The following is an 18,948-nucleotide window of genomic DNA, read 5'->3' as shown; positions in this document are numbered from 1 at the left end:
TTGCAACAATCTTTCATAGTTTTAAAACCTTATGTTGTACTTAAATCCACACGGTTAACACGTGATTATGAGAGTCAAACTCTATCCATCAATCAAAAAAACAGGCATTACTTCCATAATCCAGTACTTTTCTATGAGTTCTCTTTTTCACTTTTTATTTTGCCTGACATAGGAAGAGAGATACTAGTAATCTAGGGGGATTTATTCCCTCTCCCTTATGCAGGCTGCTATTAACCAAATCAACCTTTCTTTTTCAAAAATCTTGTGCCTGACACGGGAAGGAACTAACACTAACCATCAACATTTTCCTTCCCACGACAGGACTTTTGCTATTCCGAAGTCTAATAATACCTTCCTATCTACTGTTAACTAACAAACCAGTATGATAGAATGGTCCCTATAGAGTTTCTATTGAATAGTCTTTTGTACTTTACCACATTTTAGCATTCGGCTTCCATAGTATGGGTTTCTAACTTCTTCATTTGCACTCAACCAAGCACTGCCTTTATCATACATTGGGCAAAACTGCTGGTAAAGCATATTCTTTGAACCTGTGATAGCCACCATATCCGTTATATCCTTACTTAATGTTTTAAAATGCTCTCTTTGATGACCAATATCGCTTTTTGCAATATGCTCTGCGTGCTCCATAGCATCGTCAATAATATCAGTCAATTCTTTTTGCTCCTCTTCGGTATAATTTGACGTATCAAATGCTTTTAGTGAAGCCGCCAATTTAGTACCTGTCGCAGCTGCTTTCTTTGAATCATCCGCTACCAATGCGTCTTTTAGATTGAAATAATCACTTAAAATCGCTTCGGACTTTAAATCACTCTTCATATTCATCATTTTATCGTGATGATGTTTGTGACCCATTTTTTCTTTTTCCTGTGCGTTGGTAAAAGAAACTGCTAACAATAGCATCACTGCTATATTCATTTTTAAATTTTTCATCTTATCTGTTTTTTTTATTTATAAACTATCTTTTAAATTTTCCATATACTTAACAACCTGCTTAGTTTCTTCTTCTGAAAAAATGGCATCCTTGTGAATTAAGGTGTAAGAAGCTAAAGGCATCTCACCACTTTCAATTTGTTTAATGATGGACCTTAGCTTACTGGCTTTTCTACGGTTTGATAGAGCATCCCACTCGTTAAAATTTAGCTCTGATTTTCCTTCTTTTATATGTCCTTCAAGAAACCAAGCCACAGGTTGCACCTTGTTGTACCAAGGGTATTGTGTATTGTTACTATGGCAATCATAACAAGAGACCCGCAACTTGTCCTTGATATCACTTGGGACATCATTCACCAACATAAAGTCGGTTTTTGGGACACTGTCGCTTTGATTGCGGTCTACAGGAATAAACTGTATGACCACAAAGGCAACCAACAATACTATTGCTATGATTTTTACAGCCTTCATTTAATTGATTTCTTTTTGAACTTTTCCGCAGGTTAACATTTTGCTTCCGTAGTATGGATTTTTGATATCCTCACTCATACTCAACCAAGCGCTACCCCCATCGTACATTGGACAGAATTGTTGATATAGTGTGTTCTCAGTTCCTGTGATTGCCACCATATCGGTCATATCCTTACTCAATATTTTGAAATGCTCTCGCTGGTGTGCGATATCACTTTCTGATATATGCTCTGCGTGTTCTACCGCATCCTCAACAATGTCCCTTAAATCTGATTGCTGGGCACCCGTATATTTTGAAATATCAAGCTTGCCTAAGGATGTTGCAAGGATTGCTCCCAGCTCTTTGGCTTTGGCATTATCATCTCCTACCAAGGCATCTTTTAAGTTGAAGTAGTCATTTAAGACTGCTTGTGGATTGCCATCTCCACTCATTGCCATTTCCTTTTTCTCTCCATCGTGGTGACCATCACTATTGTCGTGATTCATTTTTGAATGGTCACCATTAGCATTCATTTCTGAATGATGGTCAGTAGAATTATTTTTCTCTGTTTTGGCATCTTTACAAGACGCTGCTGTTAGGGTTACAAATGCTATTGCAACTACTCCTATTACTAATTTTAATTTGCTCATTTTGTTTTTGATTTATGTTTGTATTTATTTTTAGTGTTCTATAGCTTTTCAATGACGTTTTCCAACATTGCCGAAATCTCGTCCGCAATTTTCTCTAAATCTTCATTCTCTACAGCCTGCATAGATGCCATAGGATTTACTGCAGCAACTTCAAAAACTCCTGCTTCAATTTCCTGAACTATAACATTACAGGGTAGCATCGTTCCAATCTTATCCTCAGCTTGTAACGCTTTATGGGCATAGGGTGGATTGCACGCTCCCAAAATCTTATACTTCTTAAAGTTCACGTCTAATTTATTCTTCAGGGTTTCTGATACGTCAATTTCTGTGAGTATTCCAAAACCTTCTTCTTTTAATTTTTGTGTAACTTTATCAATAATCCCTTCAAAGGTTCCATTGATTGTCTTATTAAAGTAGTAGCTCATATTTCTATTTATTTTTGAATTAATTATTACTTCATTTTTTTTGCTATCATTAGGTAGTATTAGTTTTTAAAAACAATTTCTCGCCGAAATAGATTAACACCATCAATATTGCTGCAACAACCACAACTAAAATGTCACTACTCGCTTTTATCCATAAAAAAGCTCCGAGAACGACTACATCGAGAAAAATTGCAGTTATCAATATTGCCGGTTTAGCATCTACATCTTGCCTTAAGTTTCTTAGTACGCCCCAATGAATTCCGATATCCATTATTAAGTAAAATATTGCTCCCAATGAGGCAATTCTTGTTAGGTCAAATAAAATGGTAAGTGCTAATGCTAAGACAACCGTATACACCAGCATATGCTTTTGTAACCGACCTGGCATCCCGAAATGCTTATGAGGTATCAGTTCTTTTTCGGTCAACATTGCCGTCATTCTCGAAACAGCAAAAATACTGGCAATAACCCCTGAAATTGTTGACACGATAGCGATACCGACTGTAAACCAGAGTCCATACTTTCCAAAAGCAGGTCTAGATGCTTCCGCCAAGGAATAGTCTTTAGCTTTTATTATTTCATCAATAGAAAGGTTAGATGAGACTGCAAAGGCCACCAACATATATACGACCGTACAAATAAGCAATGAAATAATGATAGCTCGACCTACATTTTTATTAGGATTGATAATTTCACCACCACTATTGGTAATTGTGGTAAAACCTTTATAAGCTAAAATTGATAATGCCAGAGCACCTAAGTAGTTGGTTAACGGATATTCAGTTAGGTTTTCTGAAGGAACAATTTCTGAAAACGAGAATCCTGCTGCCCAAAGTCCACCAATGGCAAATATGGCTATACCACCAATTTTAAGGATTGCCATTACCAAAGAAGACTTTCCTATGATATTATTACCAGAGATATTAATTAGAAAAGCAATTACCAATAGTATTACCCCTAAAATGGGCACCCATACACTATTTTCCCCTACATCAAATAACTGCAATGTGTACGAACCAAAGGTTCGGGCTACCAAACTTTCATTGATTATCATTGAAAGAGCCATTAATAAAGCTCCTGAGGCAGTCAATGCACTTTTACCATATATCTTTTTTAAATACATAGCAATTCCTCCCGCTGAAGGGTAGGCATTGGACATCTTAACATACGTGTAGGCACTGAATCCTGAAATAATGGCTCCTATCAAAAATGCATATGGGAACCATTGCCCAGATAATTCGGCTACCTGACCCAATAATGCAAATATTCCGGCACCTATCATCACACCTGTACCTAACGATACCGCACCTGTTAAACTGAGACTATTTTTTTTATACTCTGCCATTTTTAAAATCGTGCTAATAGACCGCCACCCCAGCCGTATCGATTGTTATAGTTTCCTTGTATTGAAAAATTTCTAGAGAGGATGTACGAAAGACCTACCAACCATTGTGTTTCGCTCTCATAAGAGCTATCTCCTAAATCATTGACCCATCCAAAGTCTGCTCTGTATTCGTATTCGCCTTCCAGAAAAATCCTAGGAAAAATCAATAGCTCCCTATCCAGGCGTACCCTTGGGCGTAGTTGATGGTCCATACTCACATCTACATTGAACCTGTAGGGCGTAAAGTATTTTACCCCAATAAGACCAACAGTATTTAACTCATCAAAGGAATCAGGTATTTCCGTTTCGGTGTTTACACCTACATAGAGACGTACCCAGTCATTTAGGTACCTATTGTAATTTACTTCCGCCTCAAGGTTTTTGTCATAATCGAATTCTGCTCTCAATCCAAATTCATTGCGGATGTTGCTGGATGTTAAAAAGAGTTCGTTAAAGTTTGAGCCTGCACGAACCAATCCCCAAGAATAATAATGGTCTGTTTCATCGATGAGTTTTTGAACGGGAAAATCTTCCATTCTTTTATCCCTTGGGGTATCATAACTAAACACCCTTGCCATACCACCCATCATATGATATAGGACGTGACAATGAAAGAACCAATCACCGTACTCTTCATTGTAGAACTCTATAACCACTTTCTGCATTGGCGGTACATTGACGGTATGCTTTAATGGTGAACGTTCCCCATTTTCATTGATGACCCTAAAATAATGACCGTGCAAATGCATTGGGTGGTGCATCATCGTTAAGTTGTTGAGTGTTATTCGGGTTACTTCTCCACTTTTGATTTTTATTTTATCGGTCTCTGAAAGTGGTACACCGTTCATACTCCATACGTAACGTTGCATATTTCCGGTAAGGTTCAACAGAATATCGTTTACAGGCAAATCAGCTTTGAATGTGGTATTTTTCTTTGCCTTTAAAAAGTCGTAGTTGAAGTAGGTTTTCCGTGCGCTATAATCAAAAGAGGCCGTATCCTTCTGCATCATTTGCATATCGTGACCCATATGGTCATTTGCTTTCATATCTTTTTGATTACCCATTTTACCATCGTTCATTGACATTTTATCGTGCATTCCAGTTTTCATCTGGCCATCTTTCATATCCATCTTCATTCCATACTTCTGCATTAAAACTTCAGGTGTATTCTTCTTTTTGTTACCTACCATTGCAGGGGCTCCCATTTTCATATCCATTTTTCCCATTTGTTTCATCATCTCTACTTTATCAGGTCTGTCTATTCTTTTGGCTGGATAAAGGGTGCCACTACCTAATTGTACAGAGGTATGACCAGAGCCATCTTGGGCTGTTGCGGTAATTTCTAATGTGCCTTTGGGAATTGTTACAATAACATCATATGTTTCAGCTATACCAAATAGAAACCGGCTTTTAGATACGGGCTGTACATCAATGCCGTCACTAGATACCACCATTGGGTTTCCTTCCCCAAAATCCAGCCAATAATAAGTTGAGGCCGATGCGTTAATAAAGCGAAGACGCACTTTTTCGCCTGCTTTAAATTCTGGATACTCCGCCAATTTTTTACCGTTGGACAAGAATGCGGGGTAATAAATATCGGCAATATCAGCGCCCTCCATACGGTCTCTCCAAAATTTAAGCTGGGCACCAAGAGCACCTTCTGAAATAACCCTGCTCAATGGTACCGCAGTTCCTTTTTTAACTTGATACCACTCGTTACCTCTTTTAAGGTTTCGCAGAACGTTCATTGGCTTTTCATTCGTCCAATCTGATAATACCACGACCAAATCTTTATCATATTCCAAGTTTTTCTCTTTTGGGTGAATGATGATAGACCCGTAAACACCTTTCTGCTCTTGTAGCATTGTATGGGAATGATACCAATATGTACCCGATTGGTTGATTGGGATTCTATATTGGAAAGTTGTTCCTGGTTCAATAGGCGGTGTGGTTAAATAGGGTACGCCATCGTAAAAATTGGGAAGTATCAATCCGTGCCAATGCACAGAGGTTTCTTCGTCCATTTTGTTGGTGACGTTAATAATGGCAAGGTCTCCCTCATTAAATTCTAAAACAGGACCAGGAATACCACCGTTTAAGGTCATTGCATTGGCAGTAACACCACCAAGTGTCATTTTATTTTCTTCAATGGTAAGGTTATATTCCTTTATAATTCGTCCTTCTTCTTTTCTATCTTGCCCGTTTGTTCCTACCTGAGCGAAAACTGAAGTGGTAATTAATAATAATGTGAATGTTTTTAATATCTTCATAATTAATTGCTTAAATAATTGATTATTGTGGATTGGATATAATAGTTTTTGATAGATTCAATCTGATTGATTTGAAACTTCAATTGCAACTCTTGTATATCCAGCACATCGTTAAAATCGATAGTTCCGGTTTCATAACTTTTGATTAAAATTTCTTCACCATCATTAGCTTTCTTTATATTCTTTGTTTGTGTATTGAAACTAATCCTAGATGAAACACGGTTATTTACTGCCTGTTCAAGTAAGGTTTCCAACCTATTTCTGCGCTCATCTTTCTGTGCAGTGATTTCCTGTTGCTTTAATTTATTCTGCCGGGTTCTTGATTTATATTTATTATTAAAGATGGGTATGGATAAGGATACCATTGGCATTACTATATCCTTACCATTATCACTGAAATCCATATTGGGCCTTTCGGCAACGGTTACATAGTCCAATCCAAAACCGAGGTTCGGTGCTGATTCTTTTTGATTTAAAATCTCGGATTTATCGACGGATTCATATAGCTTATCATATTTGATGAGCTCCGGATGTAATTCCAATTTACCTCTTTCCAAAATTGGGTCTTGCTCTGGTAATGAAAGGGTATCAAAGACCTCCACAGCAATAGTCTCATCTCTGTTCAACAGATTATTGAAGAGTGATTGTTCCGCCAGATAATCCTGTTCCAGTACTTCTTTGCGTTGTTCCAACTCGTTTTGCCTTATTTGCAAACGAAGCACATCTACCGCAGATGCATTACCTACTTCTACAGATGTTAAAGCCAACCGTTCATAGGTTTCCAAAAGCTCAATATTCTCATCTAAAACGCGTTGTTTTGCCCTTATTGCGTATAACTTGTAATAGGATTGGGAAACTGATAATGCCAGCCTTCGTTTAGCTATAACTAAATCTTCATATTGTGCATCGGCAAGAGAGCCTGCGTAGTTTTCTCTTGCTGTTATGGTACCAAACCAGGGTAACATTTGTTTTACCGATAATCGTACCTCTTGTGCTCCAGTTCTGGTTTCAGGTTCGCTTACAAAGTAGCCGGCACTCACTTCGGTGTTTGGAAGAAAGTTTACCTCATTCACCTTTTCAGAAGCAATGTTGTACTTGAGCTCAAAAGCCTGAATTTCTGGATTGTTCTTTTCGGCTTCTAGAATATAAGTCTCTAATTGCTGTGCTTTGGTAACACCTACAACTAACAATCCTAATATTAAAAAGATTACTTTTTTCATCTACTTATTCTTTAATTCTTTTTACTAGAAATTCTTCCTTCCAACTGTACAGTACAGGTACTACAAACAGTGTAATTAATGCTATTAACATTCCGCCAAAACTTGGTATAGCCATCGGTATCATAATATCACTACCACGACCAGTGGAAGTAAGTACTGGTAACAATGCCAGAATTGTAGTAGCCGTAGTCATCAAACAAGGACGAATACGTTTTTGCCCAGCTTCTACCACTGAGGCCCTAACGGATTCTAGTGTTTTTGGCTTGTTTCTATCAAAAGTTTGGGTCAAATAGGTAGCCATTACCACACCATCGTCAGTTGCAATACCAAACAAGGCTATAAACCCGACCCATACGGCAACACTCAGGTTAATGGTATGCATTTGGAAAAGGTCACGTAGATTCTCACCAAAGAAGCTAAAGTTCAAGAACCAGTCCTGTCCATAAAACCAAATCATCAGAAATCCTCCTGCAAAAGCCACGGCGATTCCAGTAAATACCATCAGTGATGTTGCTACAGAGCGGAATTGGAAATACAAAATCAGGAATATGATGACCAAGGCTAAAGGCACTACAACGCCCAACGTCTTTTCAGCCCGCAACTGATTCTCATAAGTACCTGTGAACAGGTAGTTAATACCTTTAGGAACGATGAGTTCGCCACTATCAATTTTTTCTTGAATTAAGGCTTGTGCATTTTCAACAACATCAACTTCGGCATAACCATCTAACTTGTCGAAAAGCACGTAGCCTACCAAAAAGGTATCTTCACTTTTGATAACCTGTGGCCCTTTTTCATACCTGATAGTAACTAATTCGCTAAGAGGAACAGGTTTTCCTTTTTCGACCGGAACATAGATATTCTTCAAATCATTTGGATTTGCCCTAAGTTCTCTTGGGTAACGCACCCGAACTCCGTATCGCTCTCTTCCTTCAACCGTTTGAGAAAGTACCATACCTCCAACAGATACCTGCAGTACTTGCTGTACCTGTTCTATAGATATTCCATAGCGGGCGAGTCTTTCCCTGTCTATATCAATCAATAAATATGGTTTACCCACGATTCTATCAGCAAATACTGCTTCATCTTTAACACCATCTGCCTGTTTAAGTATATCTTCAAGCTGTATTCCAAACGCTTCAATCTCTTTAAGGTCTTGACCTTTTACTTTGATTCCCATTGGCGCTCTCATTCCGGTTTGAAGCATTACCAGGCGAGTTTCAATGGGCTGTAGTTTTGGTGCTGATGTAACTCCTGGAAGTTTTGTAACCTTTACGATTTCCTTCCAGATATCATCTGGTGATTCAATATCTGGTCTCCAATTTCTAAAATATTCTCCATCTTCATCTGGAATCAACAATTTAGAATTAACCTGATAAAATTCCTTTTTTATTTGGCTTTGATGTTTAGAATGGTCATTAATATCATCGTTAGGGTTAATGACCAGAGAACCATCTTTGAGCATAAACAGGCCATCATCATTAACTTTAAATTTTTGTCGCTCTCTATCTTCATCTAAAATATATTCTGGCTTATAAAGAATAACATTTTCATACATAGACAGTGGTGCAGGATCCAAAGCAGATTCTGTACGTCCGGATTTACCTACTACGGTTTCAATCTCAGGAATACTAGCAACAGCCATATCCAACTGTTGTAAAACTCGCTTGTTTTCTTCTACCCCTGCGTGAGGCATTGAGGTCGGCATTAAAAGAAAGGATCCCTCGTTAAGTGATGGCATAAACTCCTTGCCGGTATTACGCATTATCATAACCCCGAAAACAACGATTGCAGTTGGTATAGAGAGAAACAAGAGTTTATTACGAAGTGCCCAGTTTAGTATCCGAACATACTGCTTTCTGAATAAGGTGAATACTCCTAATAACCCAAAGCAAATAAGCCCTACAAATATGAGATTCCAAAAGATACTTTTATCAACGCCCAGTGGTCTCCAATATTCAGCTAGAAGAAAAACAATGGCAAAGGCAGAAATAAAGATGTTGATAATATTTCCTTTTTCAGAAGAAATTTTTCCTTTTAATAGAAGTACTCCTGTTACCGCAAATGCTATAAGAATTAATCCGAGAAGATGGCCATACACAATGGCAATCAAGCCTAAAATAGCCAGTACACTATTAAGCACATAGCTAAACGTAGTTTTTAGGTTCCGCTTCTTGAAAATAAATGCGGCAAAGGGAGGAATCAGGAATAGTGCAACAATTAATGATGCCGCCAAGGCCATAGTTTTGGTAAACGCCAATGGACGGAATAACTTTCCTTCTGCCCCTATCATTGTAAATACAGGAATGAAACTGATAATAGTCGTCATCACAGCAGTTAGGATGGCTCCAGAAACTTCTGCCGTGGCTTTATACACTACTTCATTCATAGACAAGCCTTCATCATTTTCATCTATATGCCTAATTACATTTTCCGATAGAATAACTCCCACATCTACCATCGTTCCTATGGCAATTGCAATACCAGATAAGGCTACAATATTGGCATCTACACCAAACATCTTCATCGATATAAAAACCATCAAAACAGCAACTGGTAATAACCCTGAGATTAAGGCCGAAGCCCTTAGGTTAAACACCATTATGATAATTACAAAAACGGTAATGAGGATTTCTAGCGTTAGTGCTTCATTAAGTGTTCCTAATGTTTCTTGTATCAACTCAGTTCTATCATAAAAAGGAACTATAGTTACCTGAGAGGTTCGCCCATCACTTAATGTTTTGGTAGGTAACCCAGCACTTAATTCATTTATTTTTTCTTTTACATTATTGATGACTTCCATTGGGTTGGCGCCATAACGTGCTACTACTACACCTCCAACAACTTCTGCTCCTTCTTTATCCAAAAGCCCTCTTCTGGTTGCAGGTCCGTGGGTTACTCTAGCTATATCCTTAATACGGATTGAGGTATAATCTTCGGAGGTGACTACTGCATTTTCTAGATCTGCTAAGGATTCGATATAACCCAAACCCCGAATCAGATATTCCGCCTGATTTATCTCCAATGTTTGGGCACCAATATCTCTATTACTCTGTTTGACCGCTTTGACGACTTGATTCAGACCAATATTGTATTGTTTCATCAGTTCTGGGTTCACATCAACTTGATACTCCAATACATACCCTCCAATAGAAGATACCTCTGAAACACCACTCGCTGATGACAAAGCATATTTAACATAAAAATCCTGAATGCTTCTCAATTCCTGAAGGTCCCATCCACCAGTCACATTACCATCTTCGTCACGTCCTTCAAGGGTATACCAATAGATTTGACCAAGCCCCGTTGCATCAGGACCTAAAGCAGGATTTACACCATCAGGAAGTAAACCTGCAGGAAGCGAATTCAGCTTTTCGAGAATACGACTACGGCTCCAGTAGAATTCTATCTCTTCTTCGAAAATGATATAGATACTTGAAAATCCGAACATAGAATTGCTACGTATCGTTTTTACTCCTGGAATTCCAAGAAGGGAAGTTGTAAGCGGGTAGGTAATTTGATCTTCAATATCTTGAGGAGAGCGACCATCCCATTTAGTAAATACTATTTGTTGGTTTTCTCCTATATCTGGAATAGCATCTACCGCTACTGGGTCTCTTGGCAAGAAGCCGGTTTCCCATTCAAAAGGCGCATTAACAATACCCCAACCAATGAAAAGCGCTAGTAGCAAAACCGCTACTAACTTATTTTCTATTAAAAATTTGATGCTTTTATTTAGCATAAAAAAGAGTTTTAAGTAATTAAAATTTTGTTATCAAAAACAAAAACAAGCAGTTTAGTCCATACAATTTAATGTTGGACTACAGTACTAATTACTTAAAAATCAAATAAGGAAAGTCTGGTCTAAAACTTGAACATCCCTGACCAATGGGGGCGGAGAATAATCTCTAAAAGAAGTATTATCTGTTTCCTGTTCTGTAAACAGATTTATATATGAGTAAATGAATATAGCAACTAATATCTGTTGCTCTTTATTTAACTTATCGAAGGAAAGCTTTAAATTATCTTGACCATCTACAACTAATTGCTCATTACTACAGCAATCTTTTTTAGTCAAACTACATTCTGAAGAAGCCGGTTTCTGCTTAGCTTCCATACCACAGGATTCAACAAAACCAAACACGGAGGTATCCACTAGAGCATCCCCACAATAATGGCTTTCAATTGTGAAAGACAACGTGGATAGGAACACTAAAAGTGCCATACAAAAGGATACTATTTTATAAAATACCTTCTTCATTTGTTCTGCAAAGCTACAAAAATTTTAACATTTTAATTTTGTTTAACAAAATTTTTAGAACAAAGACGAGATTTGAATACGAAATATTTAGTGTTTCCAATTTCACAATCTTACATTTTGATTGTAATGAATTAAGTTAAATAAAAAATATTTAGATTAATTCTAAATAACATTGGTGTTTTAAAAACAGTGTGCTACATTTGCCCTCTATTTAAAATCATTCTAAATAATTTACTGCAAATGAGAACTCTAATTTTTCTATTATTTGTTTTGCAATCAGCCACAATGTTGGCTCAGACAGACCCTCAAAAAAAGGACACCATCCAACAAAAGACAGAACGCTTAAATGAAGTAATTGTGACGGCCAATACGATACTGGGCAGTAAATTTGAGGTTAAAAACAAAACGGGCTCAGCGAGCTATATCTCTGAAGAAGATTTAAAAAAGTTTTCATACACAAATATCAATAGGGTTTTACAAACCGTTCCAGGGATTAATATTTATGAAGAGGATGGTTTTGGACTACGACCAAATATAAGTTTACGAGGTACATCGCCTGAGCGTAGTGCAAAAATAAATTTGATGGAAGATGGCGTTCTCATTGCCCCAGCACCCTACAGCGCACCTGCCGCCTATTATTTCCCAACTATTGGGCGTATGCAGGCCGTCGAAATCTTGAAAGGAAGCAGTCAAATTCAATATGGACCCAACACCACGGGCGGTGCCATTAATATGATTTCTTCCCGAATTCCTGACGAATTTTCTGGACGAGCTTCCATTGCCGCAGGGAATTATGGCTCAAGAAACACGCAATTAGTCATTGGTGATAGCTATCAAAACTTTGGATTTGTAACGGATTATTTCAATTACAGCTCAGACGGTTTTAAGGATTTAGATGGCGGTGGCAATACAGGATTTGATAAATCTGATTATTTGGCGAAGTTTAGGGTCAACTCAAATTTAGATGCAAAATTGTATCAGTCACTAACATTTAAAATCCAATATTCTGAAGAAGAGGCAAACGAAACTTACTTGGGATTGACCGATGAAGATTTTGAAGAAAACCCTTATAGAAGATACAGGGCGTCGTCCGAAGATGTAATGAACGCCGAACATCAACAATACCAACTTACCCATTTTATACAAATATCCCCTTCGTTAAATATAAGTACTACCGGCTACTTAAATAAATTCAAGCGCAATTGGTACAAATTGGACGATGTAAATTTAGGCGAAAGGGTGAGCATTGGTAACATCCTGTCCTCACCACAGGATTATCCCTTAGAATACCAAACCATTTTAGGAAACGAAAACACCCAAGACGATGTTATGGGCATAAAGGCAAATAACAGAACATACACCTCAAATGGTGTTCAATCCATTGCCAAATTACGATGGGGTTCTGATTGGATACAAACCCTAGAAGTGGGTCTACGCTACCACGAAGATGACGAGGATAGATTTCAGTGGGTGGACAGGTACGCATTTCAAAACCAAGAATTAATACAAACCACAGTGGCTGAAAAAGGAACTGACGCCAACCGTATAAGCAGTGCCAAAGCACTGGCAGCACATTTACTGTACACGGTAAAAATTGAAAATTTGACCTTGACCCCAGGCTTACGTTACGAAAACATTACGTTGACCCGAACAGATTATGGCACTGACGACCCTTTGAGAACTGGACAAGATTTATCTGTTCGGGAAAACTCAGTTGATGTATGGATACCCGGAATAGGTGCCAATTATAGATTCAATAATAACGTTTCTTTATTTGGAGGGGTGCATAAAGGTTTTTCACCGCCAAGTAATACCCCAGGACAAAATCCTGAAGAAAGTATTAATTATGAATTGGGTTCCCGATTTAATTTATATGGAGTCCAAGGAGAACTCATTGGTTTTTATAATGATTATAAAAACTTACTTGGAAGTGATTTGGCAGCTACAGGTGGAACCGGAAGCCTTGACCAATTTAATGCTGGCGAAGTTAGAGTAAGTGGTGTTGAATTTTTGGTTAAGTACAATCTGCTGCGTAATAAATCTGAAAAATTCAAGTTACCAATCTCATTTTCATACACCTATACTAATACCGAGTTTCTTACAAGTTTTGATAGTAATGAGGATATTTACGGTGTAGTAACTATGGGGGATGAGATACCCTATATTGCAAAAAATCAATTGAACGCCTCTTTGGGATTTCAGCACCCAAGGTTTGACGTTAACTTGAACTCGAGATACACAAGTGCTTTTAGGACTAGGGCAGGCTCTGGACCCATTCCCGAAAATTTTAAGGTAGATTCTAATTTTATAGTGGACCTATCTGGACGCTATTTTCTTGATAATAATTTTACGCTATCCGCTAACATAATCAATTTGTTTAACAGCACTTACGCAGTATCACGAGTACCTGCAGGTTTACGACCAGGTCATCCGTTTGGTGTAAATTTTGGTGTCGCTTATGAATTCTAACAAAAAGTGGAAAACTGACAAAAGTCATTATTCTGTTTAATCTTTAGATTTATATTTGTATGAATGGAATTTTGCATAACATTCATAAAATATTAATAATGAGCGTATTGAAAGCAAAACTTATTTTACTTAAATGTTAAACAAAATTTCTTAACCTTACCAGGTGAAAACATTTTTTACAAAAATATTGTCTTTCTTCTTGGCAGCATTTATATTGCTATCAACCTCTTCCTTTACAGTAAATATGCATTTTTGCTGTAATAAGTTAGTGGATATGGCATTCTTCAGTAAGGCTGAAGCTTGCAAGGACAAGGTTCAAAAGGAAAATAATCCTTTTAAAAAATGTACATCATTGCAAGAAAAGGATTGTTGCGACAATCAGACTATCCTAAAAGAAGCTAATGACACCTTCAAAAAATCAACTACGGTTTTAGAAGCTGACCAATTAGTATTCGTAAAAACATTTATTTACACCTACATTAACCTTTTTGAAGGGCTAGATAAAAATATAGTTCCTTTCGAGGCCTACAGGCCGCCCTTGTTGTCCAAGGACATCCATACTCTATACGAGATTTACTTAATTTGATTTTCTACATCGCGGTAAAAGCCCTTTTACTGCGCAATTAATTATAGCCAAACATAGCCATTGGCTATACCCTGTTGCATCCAATTTCCAACAACAATTATTTATGCAAACCCTGTAAACAATTACGGGATAAGGTATTGAGCAAAAGCCCAATAGCAATACTTAATTCATTATGACACAACCAAAAGAATTTTGGGTTAAAAATATGGTTTGTAGCAGATGCCTTAAAGTTATAAAACAAGAACTACAAGAATTAGATATTACTGTACTCTCATTAGAGCTAGGAAGGTTATTGGTAGAAGCACCTAACCTAAATGAAGCTGCTATAACGGACAACGTAACAAGGGTGCTTCACACAAATAGTTTCAAAATTGTAGAAAATGAAGAAGAGATGCTGGTTGAAAGAATCAAAATTCTACTAATCGAGCAACTTGTTGAACTACCATTGGATATGAAAGTGAAGACCTCAGAACTCTTGGCCTCAGCATTGCATCGTGACTATAAGACACTGAGCAAACTATTTTCAACCATTGAAAAATCAACCATTGAAAAGTATTTCATCAAATTGAAGATAGAGAAGGTTAAAGAACTTATCCAACTTAAACAACATTCCTTCTCTGACATAGGTTACCTATTGGACTACAGCAGCGTAAATCATTTATCCAGACAGTTTAAGGAAGTGGTGGGAATGAGTATGACAGATTACAAGAACACAGGAAATTGGAAACGGAATTTCTATGATGAAATTATGTAGATATCAACGAAAGTTATGCAGATAAAGGTCTGCAACAGTCTTTAATTTTAACAAATTAAATCAAACCAAAAATGAAAAAATTTGTCATCGCATTACTGCTCATCCCTTATCTGGGAATAGCTCAAACTTTAGAAAATTTAGACTACATCTCGCCTTTTAACGATGGCGTTGCCGCCATTAAAAAAGGGAACGAATGGGGTTTTATTGACCAAGAAGGAAAATTAATCATTGATTTTCGAAATGATTTGGTGGTAACCAAAACAGACAACGCCAATTACCCAATCTTTGAAGACGATAGATGCTTGATTGCCCATCATAAGGATGGGGTGCTCTATTATGGATATATAAATAAAGAAGGGGGAACTGTTATTGCACCTCAATTTCTTAACGCCACCAATTTTAATAACAAAAAGGCAATAGCACTAAAGGTACACAAAGAGACCATTGGCTATAATGATATTTTCAAAAAGGACGTGGTAAGCTATCATTACTTTGAAGTGGTTATAGATAAAACCGGAACGACGATTGACCACTTAACACAACTGGCCTTACACGTTTCGCCACAGAACATAAAAAATAGTGGTTCCCCAACCATAACATCAAAATTTATTTCGGCCAATTTGGTCGCCGTAAAAGGAAACAACTCTAAATGGCAAATCAAAAAAATCGATTAGTAAATATTATACTAAAACAAAAACTTAAAAATTCAGCCCGATTAATAGCTGATAACCCATTCCCTCTCTATAACCCAATTAGCTATTGGGAATGGGTTTAAAAATAAATTTATGTCTAATTAAATAACAAAGAAAATGAGAACACTATTTATTGGTTTACTGGCAATTGGCCTTTTCAGCTTAACCAGCTGCAAACAAGAAACAGACACGCAAGCACTACTGGAAAATCCTAAGACGCGCACAGAGGTTTTTAATAGCATTGTTGAGAACGATGCATATATGGCCGAGTTTATGAAAAGTATGCACGGAAATCCAGCAACAATGAAAATGATGCAAGGCAACAAAAAAATGATGGGTTCTATGATGAATGGACAGGGTATGCAAATGATGATGAAGGATAGCACAATGATGCATTCAATGATGAACAGAATGATGGACGATGGAAAAATGATGGGAAATATGATGAAAATGATGCACGAAAAAGGAATGATGAGTGAAGATTGTATGGAATCCTGTTCTATGATGATGAAAGATAAGGGAATGGATATGATGTATATGAACAATGAAACAGAAAACAATCATTCTGAACATCACTAATTTCTAACCCATAAAGCAAAGCACAATGAAAAACAGTCACTGGATATGGATGGTCATCGGATGTGGACTACCGTTGCTATTTATTTTTTTAGCACCATCGTTTGGTATAGGAAGCAGTTCTTCTCTGTTCATTTTCATCCTCGTTATGTTCGGTATCCATTTGTTTATGCCCCACGGTTCACATCGGCACGGAAGATCCAATAATCGTAAGCATCGGGATGGCAATAACAATCAATCTGAACAGAACACAAAAGAAGAACACAAAAGACATCAAGATCACTAATAAATAAAACACAATGAAGCAAAAATTTCAAATAAACGGAATCAGTTGTGGTGGATGTGTAGCAAGGGTCAAGAAGACTTTGGAAGAACATCCCAATATCGAAAAGGCAGAAATTTTTCTGGCGCCAAAAGGCGCAACGTTTATCACGATGACAGAAAAACTTTCAATTACTGAATTACAAAAGCAACTCAGCAAACTTAACGGATACACAATTACAGAAATAAATTAATAACAACTAAAACCAAAAATTATGCATTTATACGACGGACATTTTGGAGGTATGCACCTAATATGGTGGATTATATGGATAATATTTATTGCTTGGATATTCTTTATCCCAACAGATATTCCCTATCAAAAAACTAAGAAGGACAGCCCGCTCGATATTCTCAAAAACCGCTTTGCAAAAGGTGAAATATCCAAGGAAGAATTCGAAGAATCTAAAAAGATTATAAACTCGGACAACTAAATTAAAACTAAAAATTATGTATCGATTAAACGTAAAGAAATTAGGATTCGCATTCGGGCTTACCGGAGCGTTAATTTACTTGGGCTGTATGATTGTAATGGCAACAGCAGGCCGAGAAGCCACTATAGATTTTTTCAACAGCCTATTGCACGGTTTAGACACCACGAGCATTATTAGGATGGATGTACCCTTATGGGAAGCAGGATTAGGAATAGTACAAACATTTATTTTGGGATGGCTAATCGGTGCCTGTATCGCTGCTTTTTATAACGCTCAAATAAAAAAACAGTAAGGTTTATGCAATACGTCTGGTTCATATGGTCACTTATAATTCTTGCGCTTTGGGCAATCATCTATCTATTGAGAAAAGAATCAAGAAAAGAGATGCTCAAAATGAGCCTTATAACAATGCCTTTTGGTTTAACTGAACCTTTGTTTGTTCCAGAATATTGGTTTCCACCTTCGCTGTTCAATTTGGCTATAAAAACAGGTTTTGATATAGAAAGCCTTATCTTTTCTTTTGCTATTGGCGGGATTGGCACGGTACTCTATAACCTTACTTTTAAGCGAAGCCTCGTTGAAATACCACAGAGCGAGCGTGGACACCAACGACATAAGCTACATATTTATATACTTTTTGTGCCTGCGCTGGTCTTTTTTATACTTGCCCTATTTACATCGCTCAACCACATTTATTGTGGGATTATCGCTTTGTTCATAGGTGGTTTGGCAACACTCTATTGCCGTCCAGATTTAAATAAGAAGATTTGGGTCGGAGGAATCTTGTTTACAGTACTGTACTTCATTTATTTCGGAAGTATCCTTCCGTTTTATCCTCAATATGTGGAGCTGTACTGGAATCTTGACAACCTGACCCATATTCTTTTCTTGGGTGTACCCATAGAAGAACTACTGTTCGCCTTCACCTTTGGTATGTACTGGTCTGGATTATATGAACACTTGTATTGGAGAAAACTTAAAAACCGAAAGGAATTTTAACCAACTAAAACATTCAAATTATGAAAATACTATTGGCAGTAGACGGTTCAGACTTTAGCAAAGCTGCTGTAGATGAAATCAATAAAATGATATTACCATCATATGCTGAAATCTGCATCATAACTGTATATGAGTTTCCCACTATGATTGGCCCAGAATTAATGGCCACAGGTGGAAGCTTGAACAACTACTACGAAGATTTCATAAGTGGCGCTAAAACAATAGGTAATAAAATTGTTTCGGAAGCCAGCGATGTTCTAAAGAGCAAAAACAAAGCTCTTAACATAACTACTATCGTTGTGAGCGGACTACCCAAAAGTGCCATCCTCGAAAAAGCCGAGGATTGGAAAGCAGATTTAATTGTAGTGGGCTCTCAAGGTCAAGGTGCGTTGTCGCGCTTACTTTTAGGCTCTGTTTCCCAATATTTAGCCACCCACGCCAAGTGCTCGGTACTTATTGCAAGAGATAAAGATAAAGGGTGAATGAAATATGAACAACTAAC

The 18,948-nt window shown here is 37.3% G+C and carries 19 protein-coding genes; 10 read left to right on the top strand and 9 right to left on the bottom strand.

What is annotated here, in order from left to right:
* Positions 1 to 408 precede the first annotated feature (408 nt).
* From BTO09_RS08220 to BTO09_RS08180, 9 genes are all read right to left on the bottom strand, one after another.
* The gene (locus BTO09_RS08220; protein ID WP_087524316.1) at positions 409 to 954 is read right to left on the bottom strand and encodes a DUF3347 domain-containing protein; all 546 of its coding nucleotides are present in this window, start codon (positions 952 to 954) and stop codon (positions 409 to 411) included.
* Positions 955 to 972: 18 nt separating this feature from the next.
* Entirely contained in the window at positions 973 to 1,425 is a 453-nt protein-coding gene (locus tag BTO09_RS08215; protein ID WP_009778913.1) for a heme-binding domain-containing protein, read from the bottom strand.
* The gene (locus BTO09_RS08210) at positions 1,426 to 2,055 is read right to left on the bottom strand and encodes a DUF3347 domain-containing protein (protein WP_087524315.1); all 630 of its coding nucleotides are present in this window, start codon (positions 2,053 to 2,055) and stop codon (positions 1,426 to 1,428) included.
* 38 nt (positions 2,056 to 2,093) lie between these two features.
* A complete protein-coding gene (locus BTO09_RS08205) occupies positions 2,094 to 2,480 on the bottom strand; it encodes a DUF302 domain-containing protein (protein WP_087524314.1) in 387 nt (128 codons plus the stop codon).
* 49 nt (positions 2,481 to 2,529) lie between these two features.
* The gene (locus tag BTO09_RS08200) at positions 2,530 to 3,825 is read right to left on the bottom strand and encodes an APC family permease (RefSeq protein ID WP_009778910.1); all 1,296 of its coding nucleotides are present in this window, start codon (positions 3,823 to 3,825) and stop codon (positions 2,530 to 2,532) included.
* A gap of 2 nt (positions 3,826 to 3,827) precedes the next feature.
* On the bottom strand, positions 3,828 to 6,134 hold the full coding sequence (locus tag BTO09_RS08195; protein WP_087524313.1) for a multicopper oxidase domain-containing protein: 2,307 nt from the start codon (positions 6,132 to 6,134) through the stop codon (positions 3,828 to 3,830).
* Between the two features lie 2 nt (positions 6,135 to 6,136).
* Positions 6,137 to 7,354, bottom strand: coding sequence for a TolC family protein (locus tag BTO09_RS08190; protein ID WP_087524312.1), 1,218 nt, complete (start codon positions 7,352 to 7,354; stop codon positions 6,137 to 6,139).
* Positions 7,355 to 7,358: 4 nt separating this feature from the next.
* Positions 7,359 to 11,096 (bottom strand): efflux RND transporter permease subunit, encoded by a 3,738-nt coding sequence (locus tag BTO09_RS08185; protein ID WP_087524311.1) that lies wholly within the window; start codon positions 11,094 to 11,096, stop codon positions 7,359 to 7,361.
* 102 nt (positions 11,097 to 11,198) lie between these two features.
* On the bottom strand, positions 11,199 to 11,579 hold the full coding sequence (locus tag BTO09_RS08180) for a hypothetical protein (protein ID WP_232454930.1): 381 nt from the start codon (positions 11,577 to 11,579) through the stop codon (positions 11,199 to 11,201).
* Between the two features lie 276 nt (positions 11,580 to 11,855).
* On the opposite strand from BTO09_RS08180, the gene BTO09_RS08175 reads away from it, so the two are divergent.
* The 10 genes from BTO09_RS08175 (at position 11,856) to BTO09_RS08125 (ending at position 18,928) form a co-directional block, all read left to right on the top strand.
* A complete protein-coding gene (locus BTO09_RS08175) occupies positions 11,856 to 14,084 on the top strand; it encodes a TonB-dependent receptor domain-containing protein (protein WP_087524309.1) in 2,229 nt (742 codons plus the stop codon).
* Positions 14,085 to 14,247: 163 nt separating this feature from the next.
* Complete coding sequence (locus BTO09_RS08170) at positions 14,248 to 14,670, top strand: hypothetical protein (protein WP_232454929.1); 423 nt, start codon at positions 14,248 to 14,250, stop codon at positions 14,668 to 14,670.
* Between the two features lie 172 nt (positions 14,671 to 14,842).
* Positions 14,843 to 15,424, top strand: coding sequence for an AraC family transcriptional regulator (locus BTO09_RS08165; RefSeq protein ID WP_087524307.1), 582 nt, complete (start codon positions 14,843 to 14,845; stop codon positions 15,422 to 15,424).
* Between the two features lie 71 nt (positions 15,425 to 15,495).
* Positions 15,496 to 16,098, top strand: a complete 603-nt coding sequence (locus BTO09_RS08160; protein ID WP_087524306.1) for a WG repeat-containing protein — start codon at positions 15,496 to 15,498, stop codon at positions 16,096 to 16,098.
* Between the two features lie 135 nt (positions 16,099 to 16,233).
* Positions 16,234 to 16,695 (top strand): hypothetical protein, encoded by a 462-nt coding sequence (locus tag BTO09_RS08155; RefSeq protein WP_087524305.1) that lies wholly within the window; start codon positions 16,234 to 16,236, stop codon positions 16,693 to 16,695.
* Between the two features lie 296 nt (positions 16,696 to 16,991).
* Positions 16,992 to 17,207 carry a heavy-metal-associated domain-containing protein gene (locus tag BTO09_RS08145; protein ID WP_085767733.1) on the top strand — a complete coding sequence of 72 codons (216 nt, stop codon included), beginning with the start codon at positions 16,992 to 16,994 and terminating at the stop codon, positions 17,205 to 17,207.
* A 21-nt stretch (positions 17,208 to 17,228) separates the two neighbouring features.
* Positions 17,229 to 17,447, top strand: coding sequence for an SHOCT domain-containing protein (locus tag BTO09_RS08140; RefSeq protein ID WP_085767732.1), 219 nt, complete (start codon positions 17,229 to 17,231; stop codon positions 17,445 to 17,447).
* Between the two features lie 16 nt (positions 17,448 to 17,463).
* On the top strand, positions 17,464 to 17,739 hold the full coding sequence (locus tag BTO09_RS08135) for a DUF5676 family membrane protein (RefSeq protein ID WP_085767731.1): 276 nt from the start codon (positions 17,464 to 17,466) through the stop codon (positions 17,737 to 17,739).
* Between the two features lie 68 nt (positions 17,740 to 17,807).
* Complete coding sequence (locus BTO09_RS08130) at positions 17,808 to 18,446, top strand: lycopene cyclase domain-containing protein (protein WP_232454928.1); 639 nt, start codon at positions 17,808 to 17,810, stop codon at positions 18,444 to 18,446.
* Positions 18,447 to 18,466: 20 nt separating this feature from the next.
* Entirely contained in the window at positions 18,467 to 18,928 is a 462-nt protein-coding gene (locus BTO09_RS08125) for a universal stress protein (RefSeq protein WP_085767729.1), read from the top strand.
* Positions 18,929 to 18,948: the final 20 nt, after the last annotated feature.

It is taken from the genome of Gilvibacter sp. SZ-19 (genome assembly GCF_002163875.1).
Classification (GTDB): domain Bacteria; phylum Bacteroidota; class Bacteroidia; order Flavobacteriales; family Flavobacteriaceae; genus Gilvibacter.
Note: the sequence above shows the minus strand (reverse complement) of the source record. Positions and strands in the feature narration are given on the sequence as shown.

Coding starts and splice junctions, on each gene's coding strand:
- BTO09_RS08220 (WP_087524316.1), bottom strand. CDS start 954: ATGAAAAATTTAAAAATGAATATAGCAGTGATGCTATTGTTAGCAGTT.
- BTO09_RS08215 (WP_009778913.1), bottom strand. CDS start 1,425: ATGAAGGCTGTAAAAATCATAGCAATAGTATTGTTGGTTGCCTTTGTG.
- BTO09_RS08210 (WP_087524315.1), bottom strand. CDS start 2,055: ATGAGCAAATTAAAATTAGTAATAGGAGTAGTTGCAATAGCATTTGTA.
- BTO09_RS08205 (WP_087524314.1), bottom strand. CDS start 2,480: ATGAGCTACTACTTTAATAAGACAATCAATGGAACCTTTGAAGGGATT.
- BTO09_RS08200 (WP_009778910.1), bottom strand. CDS start 3,825: ATGGCAGAGTATAAAAAAAATAGTCTCAGTTTAACAGGTGCGGTATCG.
- BTO09_RS08195 (WP_087524313.1), bottom strand. CDS start 6,134: ATGAAGATATTAAAAACATTCACATTATTATTAATTACCACTTCAGTT.
- BTO09_RS08190 (WP_087524312.1), bottom strand. CDS start 7,354: ATGAAAAAAGTAATCTTTTTAATATTAGGATTGTTAGTTGTAGGTGTT.
- BTO09_RS08185 (WP_087524311.1), bottom strand. CDS start 11,096: ATGCTAAATAAAAGCATCAAATTTTTAATAGAAAATAAGTTAGTAGCG.
- BTO09_RS08180 (WP_232454930.1), bottom strand. CDS start 11,579: ATGGCACTTTTAGTGTTCCTATCCACGTTGTCTTTCACAATTGAAAGC.
- BTO09_RS08175 (WP_087524309.1), top strand. CDS start 11,856: ATGAGAACTCTAATTTTTCTATTATTTGTTTTGCAATCAGCCACAATG.
- BTO09_RS08165 (WP_087524307.1), top strand. CDS start 14,843: ATGACACAACCAAAAGAATTTTGGGTTAAAAATATGGTTTGTAGCAGA.
- BTO09_RS08160 (WP_087524306.1), top strand. CDS start 15,496: ATGAAAAAATTTGTCATCGCATTACTGCTCATCCCTTATCTGGGAATA.
- BTO09_RS08155 (WP_087524305.1), top strand. CDS start 16,234: ATGAGAACACTATTTATTGGTTTACTGGCAATTGGCCTTTTCAGCTTA.
- BTO09_RS08145 (WP_085767733.1), top strand. CDS start 16,992: ATGAAGCAAAAATTTCAAATAAACGGAATCAGTTGTGGTGGATGTGTA.
- BTO09_RS08140 (WP_085767732.1), top strand. CDS start 17,229: ATGCATTTATACGACGGACATTTTGGAGGTATGCACCTAATATGGTGG.
- BTO09_RS08135 (WP_085767731.1), top strand. CDS start 17,464: ATGTATCGATTAAACGTAAAGAAATTAGGATTCGCATTCGGGCTTACC.
- BTO09_RS08125 (WP_085767729.1), top strand. CDS start 18,467: ATGAAAATACTATTGGCAGTAGACGGTTCAGACTTTAGCAAAGCTGCT.